This is a genomic window from Clostridium uliginosum, assembly GCF_900112485.1.
In the GTDB taxonomy this organism is placed as follows: Bacteria; Bacillota; Clostridia; order Clostridiales; family Clostridiaceae; genus Clostridium; species Clostridium uliginosum.
Genome location: NZ_FOMG01000006.1, coordinates 23858 through 40556 on the forward strand (window position 1 = coordinate 23858; position 16699 = coordinate 40556).

Sequence of the window (16699 nt, forward strand, 5' to 3'; positions counted from 1 at the left end):
TTTAGTATGAACTATTAGATAAAAATGTTTAGATAAAAATTAGGAGCGTGAATAATATGCAAAGAATAACAACAAGCATGTTGTCTTCAAATTATCTGAGTAATATGAAGATGAATTTAAATAATATGCAAACTCTTCAATCACAATTATCTTCAGGTAAGGAAATAAATAAACCTTCAGATAACCCATATAAGGCATCAAGAAGTATGCAATTGCATAGTGAAATTACAGCGAATAAACAATACAATGAGAATATAAAAGATACAACTAATTGGTTAGATACAACAGATACAGCATTAGGTCAAGCAGGAAATGTGTTTGGTAGAGTAAGAGAATTATTAGTATTAGCTGGTAATGGAGCTTACGGAGTTAATGAAAAAAAAGCAATTCAAGCTGAAATAAAACAAAAGGTAAATCAAGTATCTGAAATCTTAAATACTAACTTTGATGGAGCTTATATATTTGGTGGAACTAAGAGTACATCTAAACCGGTTATGGTAAATGATAATGGAGAACTTTGTTATGCAGATAAAGACGGAAATGCAATAACTAACGCTGATGATGGAATGAAAATTGATTTATCAAAAAATCCAATTAATAGTAGCATTGTACCTAAAAATAATAAGAGTATTGGAGAAATTGTTAAGGATAAGGTTACTAATAAAGTAACAATAACAATTAATGATTCTACGTCTACGCCACCTGCACCACCTACTAATAAGGTTATCAATCTTAGTGATGTAGGTACTGGAACTCCTCCTGCAACTGTAGAATCATTATTTGAGAATACTTTAGCACCAACAGCAGGAGCAGAATTTACAACAGATGATGTTAAAAAGGCACTATCTTCTTATAATTCATTAGATCAAATTAATGCCAATTTAAATGTTGAAGTATCCCAAGGTGTTTTAATTAACTACAATAAGACTGCAACAGATGTAATGCAGGGGAATGGAACAAATATTATGGATACTTTAAATAAGATAATTTATAATTTAAATCCTTCAACTACTCCTATTGTACCACCACATACAGAAGCTCCTGATATATCAAAAATAACTGGAGAATGTATAAAAGAAGTAGATGATATAACAAATAATTTACTAGAAAAAAGATCTCAAGTTGGAGCTATGACAAATAGAATGGAGTCAGCACAATCTAATAATGAAGCAGAAAATTTAAATATGACAGATATCTTATCAAAAACTGAAGATATTGATTTTACACAAAAGATGATGGAATATTCAGTAATGCAAACTATATATATGGCATCACTTCAAACCAGTGCTAAAGTACTTCCAACAACCATATTAGACTACTTAAGATAGGAGAGGATAACTGTGGTATTTGTTTCAAAGATTCATGGAAAAATCGAATACGGAGAAGAGAGTATAATTAATTTTAAAAAAAGTATCCTAGGCTTTGATGAGAAGCTTAAGAACTTTATACTTTTGGATTTAAAAGAATGTGAACCATTTAAATTACTTCAATCATTAGATGATAATGAAGTAGGGCTTATAGTAATCTCACCATTTGAGTATTCTAAAAACTATGAAATTGATTTAAAAGAGAATTTAATTAAAAGATTAGAAGTAAAAGATTCAAAAGAGGTTATGGTACTAACAACAGTAACGCTAAATTCAGATCCTAAGAAAATTACTACTAATTTGCAGGCACCAATCGTTATAAATATTTCTAATAAATTAGGGGAACAAATAATATTAGATAATGCAGATTATGCAATTAAGCATCCTTTAATGAAGGAGTGATATTATGTTGATTATTACTAGAAAAAAAGGTGAATCACTAATGATAGGTGATGATATAGAAATAACTATAGCTAAGTTGGATGATGGAAGTGTAAAACTTGGAATAAATGCACCTAAAGATATAACAATATTAAGAAAAGAATTATATGAAGAAGTAAAACAGGAAAATAAGGAAGCTATGAAAATTAATATGGATTTATTAAAGAATATAAAGAAAAAATAAAATTAATATATATGTTGAAATTAAGTTTTTACATGAAAACGCCTTTTGGACTAAGTGTGCAAAAAGAATTTAATTGTAGAATAATTAATACAACATATACATGTAAAAAATAATTTTATAAATAACAATATTTCACAAAGGATAAAATCGAAAATAGCTAAATTATTTAAAAATAAGAAGAACAACAATATTATTAATTGTTAATATAGTAATTTTAAATTTAGGAGGAATTAATATGGATATTAATGTTGTAAGCCAAGGGAATACACATAATATGCCTTATACAGTAGATGTTAATTCGAATAGGGATGTAATTATAAAAGAAGTTGATAAGAGTGAGTCAATAAATAAAGAAGATTTAGATAAGGCATTGTTAAAGCTAAATAAGTTTCTTGATGATGAAAAAGTACATACTGAATATTCTGTACACAAGGACTTAGGAACAATAATGATAAAAATAGTAGATGATAATACTAAAGATATTATTATGGAGGTTCCGTCTGAAAAGATCCTAGATATGGTTGCTAGTATGTGTAAACAATGTGGAATATTTGACAAGAAAGCTTAAGGAATCTTCAATTTACTTTTCTATTTCAGATGCCTAAGGGGGATATATAAGTGGAGTTTATATTAAACAAAATTGATACTGATATTAGAAACAAATTAAAAGAAGAAACCAAAGATGATAAAGTGCATAATAGCAATGGAGTAAGCGTAGCAAAGGATTTAACGAATAATAAAAAAAAGAAAGAAAAAGAACAGTCTAAAAATAATCAAAATAAAAATAGGTATCTTACAATAGATGCTATTAAGAGTGAAAATAGACAATTAAATATTGAGGCTGAAAAATTAGAAGCAACTTTTGAGTTAAAAGTTAAAGGAAGAGTTTTAGATATAAAGAAATAGGAGGATGAACAATGTATCCTAATGGTTATAATGTTTATAAAAGTAATAGTGTTAATTATGCATCAAAAGATCAGTTATTATTAATGTTAGTTGATGGAGCAGTTAAATTTGCTAAAATAGCAAGACAAGCTATGCTAGATAAAAATATAAAAATGGCACATGAAAATATAGTTAAGACAGAAGACATATTTACTGAACTTAGAGCATCGCTTGATACTAAAGTAGGAGATTGGGCACTGCAAATGTTTAATGTTTATGGTTTTATAAATGAAAAACTTTTTGAAGCAAACATGAAAAAAGATGTAAAAGTATTAAATGAGGTTATACCACTTATTGAAGAAATAAGAGATATATGGTATGCCGCAGAAAAAAAAGCGAAAAAAGCATAATAAGGAGTGAATTAAAATGAGAATTACAGGACTTAGTGGATCAGGACTAGATATAGATACAATGGTAAAAGACACAATGAAGCCTTATCAAATGAAAGTGGATCAAACAATACAAAAACAGGATGTTACTAAAATTAAACAACAATTATATAGGGATGTAATGACCCAATCAAGTGATTTTTTTAATAAATATCTAGATATATCAAAATCAGATAGTTTATTATTATCAGGTAACTATAAATCAGTTGCATTTACATCTAGTAACGACAGTGCAGTAACTGCAACGTCAAGCAGTGAAGCAATTCTTGATAATTATAATGTTAAGGTAACACAATTGGCAGCTAAAGCATCAACTACTTTAAAAGATACTGTTGGAGTTGGACAACAAACATTAACAACTAGTGCAGGAGTTCCTATTACATTTAATGTTGTAAATAATCTTAGTACAGCAAAAGATAATGCTACAGCAACAATAGACAATTTTAATAAAGCAATAGAGAATGCTAAAAAAGGTAGCTTAAGTGCTGATCAATTAAAATCTTTAAATATAACTGGTAAATACAGTGACTTTAGTAAAGGTATAGTTTTTACAGCTAATGATTTTGGACAAGGCGATTTTACAATTGATGGTAAAGACGGTGCAGGAACACCTTATACTACTCTTAAAGCAACAGATAAATATCTTAATGCAACAATAACAAATAGCAAAGGTGATCCTTCTTATAATATTACAAATGATAATAAACTTACTAGTAACACAGCAACTATTGATGGAGTTACTTTTACATTTAATAATATAACAACAACAGATGCTACATTAACAGGTAAAAGAGATGTTACTGAAATAAAAGATAAGATTGTTAAATTCGTAAATGATTATAATACTCTTATAAAAAATTTAAATACCACTATAAATACTAAGCATGATAGAAGCTATGATCCTTTAACTGCAGATCAAAAGAAGGACATGAAAGACACTGAAATAACGTTATGGGAGGGAAAAGTTAAAGCAGGACAATTATACAAGGATTCTGATATTTCACGTATTACTGATAGTTTAAAACAATCAATGAGAACTTTAATAAGTGATAGCGGATTAAGTCTTGAACAAATTGGGATAAAACCTGTAAAAGATTATTCAGGAGTCAATAATGGAACATTTACTATAGATGAAGAGAAACTTACTAAAGCATTAGGAGATAATACTGAGAACGTGGCGAAATTATTTACTACAAGTTCTCCTACAAAAGAAGAATTAGATGCTTTGCCAAGTGACGAAGCGAGAACAAAAAGAAAAAATCAAACAGGTATATTGTCTAAATTAAAAGATACTATGAATCAAGAAATAATGAGAAGCGATTCAGCACTTGCTATGAAAGTAGGTATTGAAGGGACATCTACATTTACAAATAATACTCTTACAAAAAGTATATCTGATTACGAAAATAAAATAAAAGATATGCAAAAAGATTTAGCAACAAGAGAACAAGCTTTGTATTCTAAATATTCTACTCTTGAAACTATGATGAATAAATTTAATTCACAACAATCATCTTTAGCCTCACTACTTGGAAAATAATAGTTATGAATTTTAATGTTTTTAATGAATACAAAGAAATAAATTTGAAAATTATAAATTTAATAAAAGAAGATAAAGAGGATGTTGCTTTATTAGAAAAACGTGAAGAAACTATAAAGAAATTTATTTTTTTAGATATGGAAAAAAGTAAGTTTAGAAAAATATATGAAGATATGGGTTTAAGAGAGCTTGATAGGGAATTAGAAAATGCTTTAAAAGAAAAAATGATATCTGTTAAAAATGATATAAAAAAATTAAAAGCTGGAAAAGAAGCTAATAAGGGATATATAAATATAAATAGAAATTTGAATTTCTTTTCAACTAAAATTTAAAATATATTAGTTTTATAACTAGTATAAGATAAAGCGATTATTATCTTTAGATGGAGTTTTCTTAATAGAAATACCATATTGATCTGAAGCTTAGAAGAACTTATGCAGTAGCGTACAGCAGCCGTTATTTCTACTTGTAGAAGTGGAGATAACGGCTATTAGCTATAGGAAAAAAGGAGATAAGATTATGGATATAGGTGCTATGTCAATATGAATAGCTCAAAGTTCACTTAAAGTAGCGACCCAATTATCAGTTATGAAGCTTGGAATGAATTCAGAAGAGAAAATGTCAGCTCAAATGACAAAAATGATAGATAATATGTCGGTTGAATCAGGAAAAAGTATAAATTTAGATATATTTGTTTAAAAACGCTAAAGTTATATATAAATTAATCGAAATATGTAATATGAGAGTTTATTGATTAGTAAAATAATTTAAATATAAATAAAAAAATAATCAAAAAACTCTAAAGTATTAAAAATATAATACGAAATATAAATATAAACAATAAATAAAAACATTTTAAAAAGTTTTAAACCTTAAAGTTATAAGCTTTAAGTTTTAGATAAATAAAAAATAAGGACATGGATGTCCGTTTAAAATCAGGGAGGAATTTATTATGATTATCAATCACAATATGAACGCAATGAATGCACAAAGAAACATGGCTACTAACATTGGAACAGCTGGAAAGTCAATGGAAAAATTAAGCTCAGGTTTAAGAATAAACAGAGCTGGAGACGATGCAGCAGGATTATCAATTTCTGAAAAAATGAGAGGACAAATCAGAGGATTAGATCAAGCGTCAAGAAATTCTCAAGATGGTATTTCACTTATTCAAACTGCAGAAGGTGCTTTAACTGAAACTCACTCAATTCTTCAAAGAATGAGAGAATTATCAGTACAAGCAGCTAATGATACTAACGTAACTGCTGATAGAACTGCTATCAAAACAGAAATGGATGAATTAGTTAAGGAAGTTGATAGAATTGGAGACAAAACTACATTCAATGAACAAAAATTACTTGATGGTACTGCAAAGAGTTTAAAATTCCAAATTGGTGCTGATAAAGGTACTAGCATGACTTTAAAAATTGCAACTATGAAATCTGGAGCATTATCAGTAAATGCACTTGCTGTAGATACATTCACTAAGGCTGCTTCTGCTGTTGCAAAAGTAGATGCTGCTATTAAAACAGTATCTGCTGAAAGATCAAAACTTGGAGCAAACCAAAACAGATTAGAACATACTATAAATAACTTAAACAATGCTTCTGAAAACATTCAAGGAGCTGAAAGCAGAGTTAGAGATGTAGATATGGCAAAAGAAATGATGTCATTCTCTAAGAATAATATTCTTCAACAAGCTGCTCAAGCAATGTTAGCTCAAGCTAACCAACAACCACAAGGTGTACTTCAATTATTAAGATAATATTAGTAGGTTAGTGAAAAAAGTCGACTTATGTCGGCTTTTTTTTTATAAACTATGGTTTTAGTTAAGACATTATATTATAATTATAAATATAAATATAAATATAAATATAAATATAAATATAAATATAAATTTAAGGAGAATGTATTTATGTTAAATAAGAATTTGATAATTTTAAAAGAGTATTATCAAGATTTATATGAAAAAATTTCAAAACAAGAAAATCAAAATAATTTGCAAGAAGTTAAAAGTAAAAATGGAATGATAAACTTGCTAGTTGATGATGAAATTTGGCTTCATAGTAGATACAATCCTGAAAATGAAGCTTTAAAATGGATTAATAATATTAATGTTAAAGATGAAGATACAATTTTAGTTGTTGGATTAGGTTTAGCATATTATTTAGATAATTTAGTAGAAAAATATAAAGAAAAAAAATTGATAATCATAGAACCTAATATAGATATATTTAAAAAAATGTTAAAATTTAAGAATATTACGGAATATTTAAAATCAGAGAATATTGTTTTTATAGTAGGTATATCTCCATATATTATTAGAATGTTAATTTCAGATTATTTAAGTGAAAACAAAATTAAAAAAGTGCATATTGCAGAGATGTCTATTTATAAAAAAATAAATAATCAATATATAAAAGAAATGTATGAAGAAATAGATAAGGGATTATTTAATTTAAAAGCAAATATAGCAACAGAAATAGCATTTTCAGAGATGTGGTTAAATAATACAGTAAGGCTTTTAGATTGTATTAAGGAAATACCTAATGTTAATGTTATGAAAGAAGAATTTAAAAACATTCCAGTAGTAATTGTTTCAGCAGGTCCATCATTAAATAAAAATGCTGAATATTTAAAAGAAATATATAACAAAGCTTTAATAATAGCAGTAGGATCTGCAGTTAATATATTAGAGAAAAAGGGTATAACTCCACATATTATAATGGGACTAGATGGACAAGAAATGGAAGCTAAACTTTTTCAAAGTTTAAAAAATAATGATTCTATATTTGTATTTGGATCTTCAGTTCATTATAAAGCTGTTGAGTGTTATAAAGGTTTAAAAATGTCTTTAGTTTTAAATAATGATATTACAATGATTGAATTGTATAAAAGGCTAGGATTAGGAATTGATACATTTTCAAGTGGACCTTCAGTATCTAATATTGCTTTAGTCCTTGCTCATTACTTACAATCACCTCATATACTACTTATAGGGCAAGATTTAGCTTATACCGATAATAATAGATATGCTGATGGTGGAATTCATAATCATAATATTATAGATGAAAAACTTGGTGAAAAAAAAGGATATGAAAAGAAAATAGATATATATGGAAATGAAGTTTATACTAAACATGATTTAATAGGTATAAAAAATTGGTTTGATGATTACATAAAGATATTTGATAAAGACATAGATGTTTGTAATTGCAGTGAGGCAGGTCTTGGTATAGAAGGTGTGCCAAATATTAGTTTTAAAGAGGCTATAAATAAATTCTGTACTAATGAATTTGATATATATGAAAAATTAGTATCATTATCAAATAAAGGTAACTCTATTGAAAAAGATAAATTTAATGATTTGATATCAAGATATAAGGACGAGATAGAAGAATTAATTAAATTATCAAAAAAAAGATTAGATAAAACATATAATTTAAAGCGAAAATCTAAAAACGAAAATTTTTCTAGTGAATTAAGAAAAATTTTTGAATTATGTGATGAAATTGAAAATTTTGAAACTTTTAACGTGTTTATTGGACCTACAGGAAGACTTTATATAGATACTGTTACAATTAGTACAGATCGTAAATTAGATAAATTAAATAATATTGATGATAAAAACAAAGCAATTATAAATGGATTGATATTACAATATGAATATGTTCATAAATGCTTAAAAATAGTAAAATTTGCATTTGAAAAGAAGGATATAGAATATACTTCATAATATATAAATAAACTTTGATTTACATTATTATAAATTTAAGATATTAGTTGAGGGAAAATGCATATGAAAAAGAAAATTTTAGTTTTACAACCAAATTATGTAAAAAGATTTAAGTGTACTGGAAATGATTGCGAATATCATTGTTGTCACGGATGGAAGATTGATATAGATAAGAAAACATTTAAAAATTATAGGAAAATCAGTAATACCCAAGCTATTAAGAAGGTAATAAATAAGAATGTTATAATAAATAAAGATGGTATAGGGAATGATCAATATGCAAAAATAATTTTAGATAATAATAAAATATGTCCATTTTTAGATAAAGACGGATTGTGTACAATACATATGGAATATGGAGAAAATTACTTATCTAAAACTTGCAATCAATATCCAAGGATTATAAATATTGTTGATAATATGATTGAAAAATCATGTCATATATCTTGTCCAGAAGTAACAAAACTATTATTTAACGAACAAGCTATAAGCTTCGATCAATTTGAAGATGAGATAGATATAGACACATATTCTGTTTGTATGAAATTAGATACAAATTGTAAAAATGAAATAAATAAAAATTTTTGGAAACTAAGAGAAGTAAGTATAGACATGCTTCAAAATAAAAATTTTAAATTGCATGAGAGAATTTTTATTTTAGGACTTATTTTAGATAAGGTACAAAAAGCTATAGATAATGGAGAATCAACCAAAATTAATAGTATAGTAGATGAGAGTTTAAAAAAATATTGTAATCAATATATAAAAGAATATATTGATAATATAAAATTTAAATATACAGTTAAGTTTGATTTAATTAATTCAATATGCAATACCAAAATCAAAGATAAAAATGTCCTTGAAGATTATAATAATTTGTTCTTAAAGTTTTTAGAGGGAATAGATTATGATGAAAAAAATCCAGAGTACATTATAAAAAGTTATAAAACAGGTTATGAAGATATATACAAGCCTTTTTTTGATGATAAAGAATATATTTTAGAAAATTATTTTGTTAATGATGTTTTTTTAAATTTATTTCCAGTAAGAAGTGGAGACAAGATATTTGAAGAATATTGTATATTAGTAATTAAATTTGCTGTAATGAAAATATTTTTAGTAGGAATAGGAAAATACTATAAATGTCTTGATGATGATAAAGTTATGAAAATATTATATTTATATTCAAGAAATATTGAACATACAAAAGGATATATAGATAGTATTTTAGAAGCAATTAAGGAAGATAACAATTTAAATATGGCTTTTTTGAGTTTATTAATTAAAAATTAATATTAATAAAAAAGTTGAAATTTATAAAAACTTTAATCTTTTTAAAATAAATATAATAATTAAAATATATTTAAATAAATCATAAGATGTTTAAATTGAATATAAGATAAGGAGAAAAAATTATGCTAAATAATAAAGTAGTATTAATAACTGGTGGAACAGGCTCTTTTGGAAAGAAGTTTACGGACATGGTTTTGAAGGAATATAATCCTGAAAAAATAATTATATATTCAAGAGATGAATTTAAGCAAGATTTAATGAAAAAGGATTTTTCTATAAGATATCCTAATAAAGCAAATAAATTAAGATTCTTTATAGGAGATGTAAGAGATAAAGACAGATTATATAGGGCATTTAACGGTGTAGACTATGTTATTCATGCAGCAGCTATGAAACAAGTGCCAGCTTGTGAATATAATCCATTTGAAGCTATAAAAACAAATATTCATGGCGCTCAAAATATAGTAGATGCTGCAATTGACTGCAAAGTAAAGAAAGTTGTTGCATTATCTACAGATAAGGCTGTTAATCCTATTAATTTATATGGAGGAACTAAACTTGTTTCAGATAAATTATTTATTTCAGCAAATGCTTACTCTGGAGGGGATGGAACTATATTTTCAGTAGTTAGATATGGTAATGTTGCTGGAAGCAGAGGATCGGTTATTCCATTTTTTAAGGATTTAATAGAATCAGGTGTAAATGAACTGCCAATTACGGATTTTGAAATGACTAGATTTTGGATTACGCTAGAACAAGGTGTAGATTTAGTTTTTAAAGCATTAGAAGAATCAAGGGGAGGAGAAACGTATATTTCTAAAATTCCATCTTTCAAAATTACTGATTTAGCAAAGGCTATGTTAAGTGAGGTTAAGATGAAAGAAGTAGGGATAAGAGAAGGAGAAAAGTTGCATGAAGTAATGGTGACTAAAGATGATGCTAGGAATACATATGAATATGAAAAGCATTATATTATATATCCTCATTTTGATTGGTGGAATTCTCAACAATTTATGACACCAGGTGGTAAGAAGATTCAAAATGGATTTGAATATAATTCTGGGACTAATACAGAATGGCTTACAGTAGGTGATTTAAGAAAAGAGATGCTTAAATTAAAAATATATGATTCATATAAAATTAATAATATAGATTTTAATGAGGTTACAATTACTAAATAAATATATATATATATATATATTGTAGGATGATTTATTCATGAATTTACCAATGGGCACTCAAAACTATGTAGATTTATAAGTACAACACATATATACTATTATCTAAATTATTAAAAACACTTAAAAATTGTTATAAAAGGTAGTGAAAAAGGTGAAGGTAGTTTGCATTATACAAGCTAGGGTTGGTTCGACTAGGCTTCCGGGAAAAGTATTAAAGCAAATTTGTGGAAAAACAGTATTAGAACATGATATTGAAAGATTAAAAAAAGTTAGAAATATTGATGAGATAGTAATAGCAACAACGCTGTTAGAAAAAGATAATGCAATTGTAGACGAGTGTGAAAGGTTAGGAGTAAGCTATTTCAGAGGATCTGAGCAAGATGTATTATCTAGATATTATTATGCGGCAAAAGAAAATAAAGCTGATGTTGTTGTAAGAGTTACAAGCGATTGTCCTTTAACTGATAGTAAGGTTAGTGAAAAGATAATTGATTCTTATCTAGATAATAAGGAAATATATGATTATGTAAGTAATACAATTGAAAGGACTTATCCTAGAGGATTAGATACAGAAGTTTTTAGTTTCAATGCACTAGAAAGAGCTTTCAATGAAGCCATAAGTACTAGAGATAGGGAACATGTAACTCCATATATTTGGGATAATAATACAATATTTAATATTTTTCAATACAAAAATAAAGAGGATTATTCCAATTTGAGATGGACCTTGGATACTGAAGAAGATTATAAGTTGATTTCTATAATATATAAATATTTTTGTGATAAAGAATATTTTTGTATGGAAGATATAATTGCATTAATGAAAGAAAAACCAGAATTAGAAAAAATAAATATAGATATAGAACAGAAAAAAATAGATGATGATTTAATTCTAATAAATGCAAATAAAGAGCATTGCAAATTAATCTATGAATGGAGAAATGATAAAGAGGTAAGAAAAAATTCATTTGATACTGCAAAAATTTCCTATGAAGAGCATGTAGAGTGGTACGCTAAAAAACTAAATGATTCTAATTGTAAAATTTATTTGTTAGCTAATAGTAATAAGAACATTGGTGTAGTAAGGCTTGAATTAAAAGATGGAGAAAATACAATTAATTATAATATAGAAAAAAATAGTAGGGGTAAAGGATATGGATATAAGATTTTATTAGAGCTTGAAAAAGAATTAATAAAAAATCAAAAAACCATGAAACTTACTGCATATGTTAAAAGTGAAAATATATTTTCTCTCAAAATATTTAATAAATTAAATTATGAAATTATTAAGAGAGAAGAAAATATAATCAAATTACAAAAAGTAATAGGAAAATGATGTTGTAATTAAGTATAACAAATAATATAAGTAGTTTAGTGGTAAATTTATTGAATTTGTAAATGAGTCTATTATAGGAAAAAACACATAACTATATTTTTCAAAAGACTCTAGATAATTTTGTGTGATTAATAAATTTATTATTAAAATATTACTGGAAATTTTGATTTTCAGTAATATTTTTTATCTTTAGTAACTACTTAAAGTATATTTTATATTTATATTATTGGAGATTAAAATATCTAATAACTTTAAAAAAATTATAAAAATACCTATATCGAATCTAGGTAACGATGATTACCTAATGAGTTAACACCAATACTTGAATATATTCAAAAGAATATTAATAAAATAATAGAAAGTTAAAGAGGAGGTAAAATGGCTAAAGAACATTGTATTACAGAATCTGCACATAATAGTATATATGTTGAAAATAAAGAGAAAAATAATTATGAAAACAGAGAATTTAATATATATTTTTCAGAACCCAATGAGGGTATAAATTCAGATACAGGTTTATTATTACTTATTGCTGGATTTGGTGGAAATGCTAGTTCAAATGTTTACAAAAAGATGAGAAATGAGATGGCAGATAAATATAATTTAGTTACAATACAATGTGATTATTTTGGATGGCAATTTATGCAACAAGCAGATAAAATCATTGTTCCAAATTTTTATAGAGATCAAGTTTTTACTGAAGAAGATATGAAAAAGATATATAAATCTGGCAAACTTGATTTTGATGAGTTTGTTAATCAAGGAATAAAGTATGGTTTGGATGTTACAGTTAATGTAGATTTATCAGATGAAACATTAAATGATTTTAATGATATGGGCATAATGCAGGCAATAGATAATATTACTGCTGTATTGAGGGTAATGGCGATATTATATGATAATAAATATGAGTTTAATACTAAAAAGGTTATTATATATGGTCATTCTCATGGTGCATATTTATCATATCTATGTAATGCTTTTGCACCTACACTTTTCTCATTAATTATTGATAATTCTGCTTGGATATATCCTGAGTATTTAAAAACTAATAGATATTTAGTACATAATATAGATAAATTTAAAATAAATTTAAAATTTGATTATTTAGCAAAAAAATTACATATAGACAAGGAACTTTTAAATTTACAACACATATATTCTAATTTTAAAAATACATGTAAAATAATATGTTACCATGGTGTTACAGATAATCTTATAAGTAATTTTGAAAAAAAAGATTTTTGTAAAATGGTAGAGAACTGTCAATATAATGAAATATCTTTAGACAAAATTGATGGATATATATTTAAATCAACTAATCATGGTTTAGATGCGGATTTTCTTAAATTATTCCATTTTGCATATAATAAGGTTAAAATGGACTTTAAAAGAAATAATTTTATAGATTTACAAAATAATGTAATTATAAAAACTAATAATGGGGAATATTTAATAAATTATGATGATATTTTGCCTTATTTTATACAATTAAAATAATTATAATGTAATATTAAACAATTATCAAAGAGATGTAATAATAAGTTAGACAGTTTAGATAATATAAGAAAAGATAAAAGAGTAAAAATATTTGAAGACTATTCACTGCATAGAAAAACAAAAATCAAAATTTTATAGTTAGTGAAAAACCAAAATGTTTAATAGAGATAGAAATAATAGGAGATGATAATATGAAAGATAAAATTAAAATAGAAAATAAAATTATAGCAGAAAACAGCCCTGTTTTTATAATAGCTGAAATGTCAGCTAATCATCTTCAAAATTTTGATAATGCAGTAAAATTAATAAAAGAAGTTAAAAAAGCAGGTGTAGATGCAATAAAGCTTCAAACTTATACACCGGATACTATAACTCTTGATTGTGATAATAAATATTTTCAAATAAGACAAGGTACCATTTGGGATGGGACAACATTACACAAATTATATAGAGAAGCGTATACTCCATGGGAATGGCAACCTAAGTTGAAAAAAATTGCAGAACAAGAAGGATTAATTTGTTTTTCTTCACCTTTTGATAAGACAGCAGTAGATTTTTTAGAAGAAATGGATGTTCCAGCATATAAAGTAGCATCTTTTGAAATTAATGATATACCATTAATAGAATATATGGCTTCTAAGGGAAAACCGATGATAATTGCAACAGGCATTGCAACACTTTCTGATATTGAAGAAGCTGTTAATGCATGCAAAAGAGTAGGGAATGATCAAATAATTCTTTTAAAGTGTACAAGTGCATATCCTGCACCACTTGAAGATGTTAATCTAAAAACAATTCCAAACCTTGCAGAAACTTTTAATGTTATATCAGGGCTTTCTGATCACACATTAGGAATAGAGGTTCCTATTGCATCGATAGCACTTGGAGCAAAAGTTATAGAAAAGCATGTTACATTATCAAGAGCAGATGGAGGACCAGATGCTGTATTTTCATTAGAACCAGATGAATTAAAGCAAATGGTTGAATCAATTAGAAATATCGAAAAAGCTTTGGGAACAGTTACTTATGAATTAACTGAAAAACAAAAAAAGTCAAAAGACCATTCTAGGTCGTTATTTATAGTAAGGGATATTAAAGCAGGCGAAAAATTCACAGAAGAAAATATTAAATCTATAAGACCGGGATTTGGACTACCACCTAAATATATTAATGAAATTTTAGGTAAAACTGCTGGTAAAGATTTATATAAAGGTTCTCCACTAGAATGGAAATATATTAAATAAGGAATGATCATATGATTAAATTTGCAATAAGAGCAGATGGTGGATCTAAAATAGGCATGGGACATATAATGAGAACATTGGTTTTAGCTAAGGAATTAGCTAAAACCAATGATGTTTTTTATATATGCAAAGTAAATAATCCTTTAAGTGACAAGTATAAGCCTGGAATAGATAAAATTAAAGCAGAAGGCTTTGATGTGATTTGTATTAATGAAAATAATATACTAGAAGAGTTAGAAAAAATAAATGCGGATTGTTTAATAACTGATAGCTATGATGTTGATGAAAATTACTTTATGCAAACTAAGCATTTATTTTATAAAACAGGATATTTTGATGATATGAATTTGTATTATTTTGATGTTGATTTTATAATTAATCAAAATATAAATGCTGAAGATTTTAAATATAATGTAAATAATGATACTAAATTAATGCTTGGATGTAAATATTTAATGTTAAGAGAAGAATTTAGGAATGTATTAAAAAAACATACACATAAAAAGGTACATAACATAATGATTACTGTAGGAGGAGCAGATCCTAGTAATATTACAGGGGAAATTTTATCTTGGGTTAAAGATTTAGAATATACATTTCATGTAGTTATAGGTCCTTCTTTTAATAGTGAATATAAGCTTGAAAAACTAAGGAATGAAAAGGTAAAACTTTATTATAATGCTGATATGTATCAAATAATGAAAAAATGTGATATGGCTATATCTGGATGCGGAAGTACATTATATGAATTAGCAGTTTGTGGAGTTCCTACTATAGGGATAGTAATAGCTGATAATCAAAAAGCTATAGCTTGTAGGATGCATGAAAAAGAAATAATTATTAATGCTGGAATATGTAATCAATTAGAAAAGTATAGTTTTACAGAACACATAGAAAATATGAGTAATAATTATAATTTACGAAAAAATATGAGTTTAAAAGGTTCAGAACTAATAGACAATAAAGGTATTGGACGAATACTAAGCATAATTGAAAGTATATAAAATTAATTGGAATTATATAGTTAGTTAATTTTTATGTAGGTGTCATTTGAGATAATTATTAAAGATATATATTTTTTAAACGATAATATCTAAGAAACTATTAAAATTATTTAATAAATTATATAATTACAAATATTTGGAGGTATATCATGGAGGATAAAATAGAAGCACTTAAGATGGCTAGTGAATATATAGTAAACTTAAAAATATCAATATTAAAAACTGTTGAATATCTACAAAGCTCAGAATATGAAAAAGGATTAAATATGTTAGCATCTATTGCAGATGGCTTAAATTGGTTATCAATAGTAATTGAAAATACAAGGGATGTACAAAATGGTAAAATTTCATTAAGTGAGCTTAATAATAAATTAAGTGAAATAGTCGAAGCTATAGAAGATAAAGATAATGTATTAGTTGGAGATTTATTTCAATATGAATTACTTCCTATTATTGAGAAAGCTGAACAAATAATTAATAATTCTATAACAAATTAGAATTTAATATGAACAAATATAAAGGCATCAGTTATAATAAAT

The 16699-nt window shown here is 25.8% G+C and carries 18 protein-coding genes; all 18 read left to right on the forward strand.

The features are described 5' to 3' along the window. Positions 1 to 56 precede the first annotated feature (56 nt). Positions 57 to 1328, forward strand: a complete 1272-nt coding sequence (flgL, locus tag BM027_RS05590) for a flagellar hook-associated protein FlgL (protein WP_090089507.1) — start codon at positions 57 to 59, stop codon at positions 1326 to 1328. Positions 1329 to 1340: 12 nt separating this feature from the next. Continuing rightward, complete coding sequence (gene fliW / locus BM027_RS05595) at positions 1341 to 1769, forward strand: flagellar assembly protein FliW (RefSeq protein WP_090089508.1); 429 nt, start codon at positions 1341 to 1343, stop codon at positions 1767 to 1769. A 4-nt stretch (positions 1770 to 1773) separates the two neighbouring features. Further along, on the forward strand, positions 1774 to 1992 hold the full coding sequence (csrA, locus tag BM027_RS05600; protein ID WP_090089509.1) for a carbon storage regulator CsrA: 219 nt from the start codon (positions 1774 to 1776) through the stop codon (positions 1990 to 1992). A gap of 235 nt (positions 1993 to 2227) precedes the next feature. After that, on the forward strand, positions 2228 to 2560 hold the full coding sequence (locus BM027_RS05605; RefSeq protein ID WP_090089510.1) for a flagellar protein FlaG: 333 nt from the start codon (positions 2228 to 2230) through the stop codon (positions 2558 to 2560). A 50-nt stretch (positions 2561 to 2610) separates the two neighbouring features. Continuing rightward, positions 2611 to 2898, forward strand: a complete 288-nt coding sequence (locus BM027_RS05610) for a hypothetical protein (protein WP_090089511.1) — start codon at positions 2611 to 2613, stop codon at positions 2896 to 2898. A gap of 11 nt (positions 2899 to 2909) precedes the next feature. Next, positions 2910 to 3287, forward strand: a complete 378-nt coding sequence (gene fliS, locus BM027_RS05615) for a flagellar export chaperone FliS (RefSeq protein ID WP_090089512.1) — start codon at positions 2910 to 2912, stop codon at positions 3285 to 3287. A 16-nt stretch (positions 3288 to 3303) separates the two neighbouring features. Further along, on the forward strand, positions 3304 to 4866 hold the full coding sequence (gene fliD / locus BM027_RS05620; RefSeq protein WP_090089513.1) for a flagellar filament capping protein FliD: 1563 nt from the start codon (positions 3304 to 3306) through the stop codon (positions 4864 to 4866). Positions 4867 to 4871: 5 nt separating this feature from the next. Then, entirely contained in the window at positions 4872 to 5198 is a 327-nt protein-coding gene (locus tag BM027_RS05625; RefSeq protein ID WP_090089514.1) for a flagellar protein FliT, read from the forward strand. A 214-nt stretch (positions 5199 to 5412) separates the two neighbouring features. Then, positions 5413 to 5565 carry a putative motility protein gene (locus BM027_RS18685; protein WP_278320216.1) on the forward strand — a complete coding sequence of 51 codons (153 nt, stop codon included), beginning with the start codon at positions 5413 to 5415 and terminating at the stop codon, positions 5563 to 5565. 253 nt (positions 5566 to 5818) lie between these two features. Further along, positions 5819 to 6631, forward strand: coding sequence for a flagellin N-terminal helical domain-containing protein (locus tag BM027_RS05635; RefSeq protein ID WP_090089515.1), 813 nt, complete (start codon positions 5819 to 5821; stop codon positions 6629 to 6631). Between the two features lie 150 nt (positions 6632 to 6781). After that, positions 6782 to 8602, forward strand: a complete 1821-nt coding sequence (locus BM027_RS05640; RefSeq protein WP_175559946.1) for a motility associated factor glycosyltransferase family protein — start codon at positions 6782 to 6784, stop codon at positions 8600 to 8602. 63 nt (positions 8603 to 8665) lie between these two features. Next, positions 8666 to 9895 carry a flagellin lysine-N-methylase gene (gene fliB, locus BM027_RS05645; RefSeq protein WP_090089517.1) on the forward strand — a complete coding sequence of 410 codons (1230 nt, stop codon included), beginning with the start codon at positions 8666 to 8668 and terminating at the stop codon, positions 9893 to 9895. Positions 9896 to 10017: 122 nt separating this feature from the next. Continuing rightward, entirely contained in the window at positions 10018 to 11076 is a 1059-nt protein-coding gene (pseB, locus tag BM027_RS05650) for a UDP-N-acetylglucosamine 4,6-dehydratase (inverting) (RefSeq protein WP_090089518.1), read from the forward strand. A gap of 151 nt (positions 11077 to 11227) precedes the next feature. Continuing rightward, the gene (locus BM027_RS18800; protein WP_090089519.1) at positions 11228 to 12412 is read left to right on the forward strand and encodes a GNAT family N-acetyltransferase; all 1185 of its coding nucleotides are present in this window, start codon (positions 11228 to 11230) and stop codon (positions 12410 to 12412) included. Positions 12413 to 12790: 378 nt separating this feature from the next. Next, the gene (locus tag BM027_RS05660; RefSeq protein WP_090089520.1) at positions 12791 to 13912 is read left to right on the forward strand and encodes a DUF2920 family protein; all 1122 of its coding nucleotides are present in this window, start codon (positions 12791 to 12793) and stop codon (positions 13910 to 13912) included. Between the two features lie 191 nt (positions 13913 to 14103). Beyond that, positions 14104 to 15156: a pseudaminic acid synthase gene (pseI, locus tag BM027_RS05665; RefSeq protein ID WP_090089521.1), complete on the forward strand. Its 1053-nt coding sequence runs from the start codon at positions 14104 to 14106 to the stop codon at positions 15154 to 15156. 14 nt (positions 15157 to 15170) lie between these two features. Then, positions 15171 to 16160, forward strand: a complete 990-nt coding sequence (pseG, locus tag BM027_RS05670; RefSeq protein WP_090089755.1) for a UDP-2,4-diacetamido-2,4,6-trideoxy-beta-L-altropyranose hydrolase — start codon at positions 15171 to 15173, stop codon at positions 16158 to 16160. A gap of 149 nt (positions 16161 to 16309) precedes the next feature. Continuing rightward, a complete protein-coding gene (locus tag BM027_RS05675) occupies positions 16310 to 16657 on the forward strand; it encodes a DUF8042 domain-containing protein (protein ID WP_090089522.1) in 348 nt (115 codons plus the stop codon). Positions 16658 to 16699 lie beyond the last annotated feature (42 nt).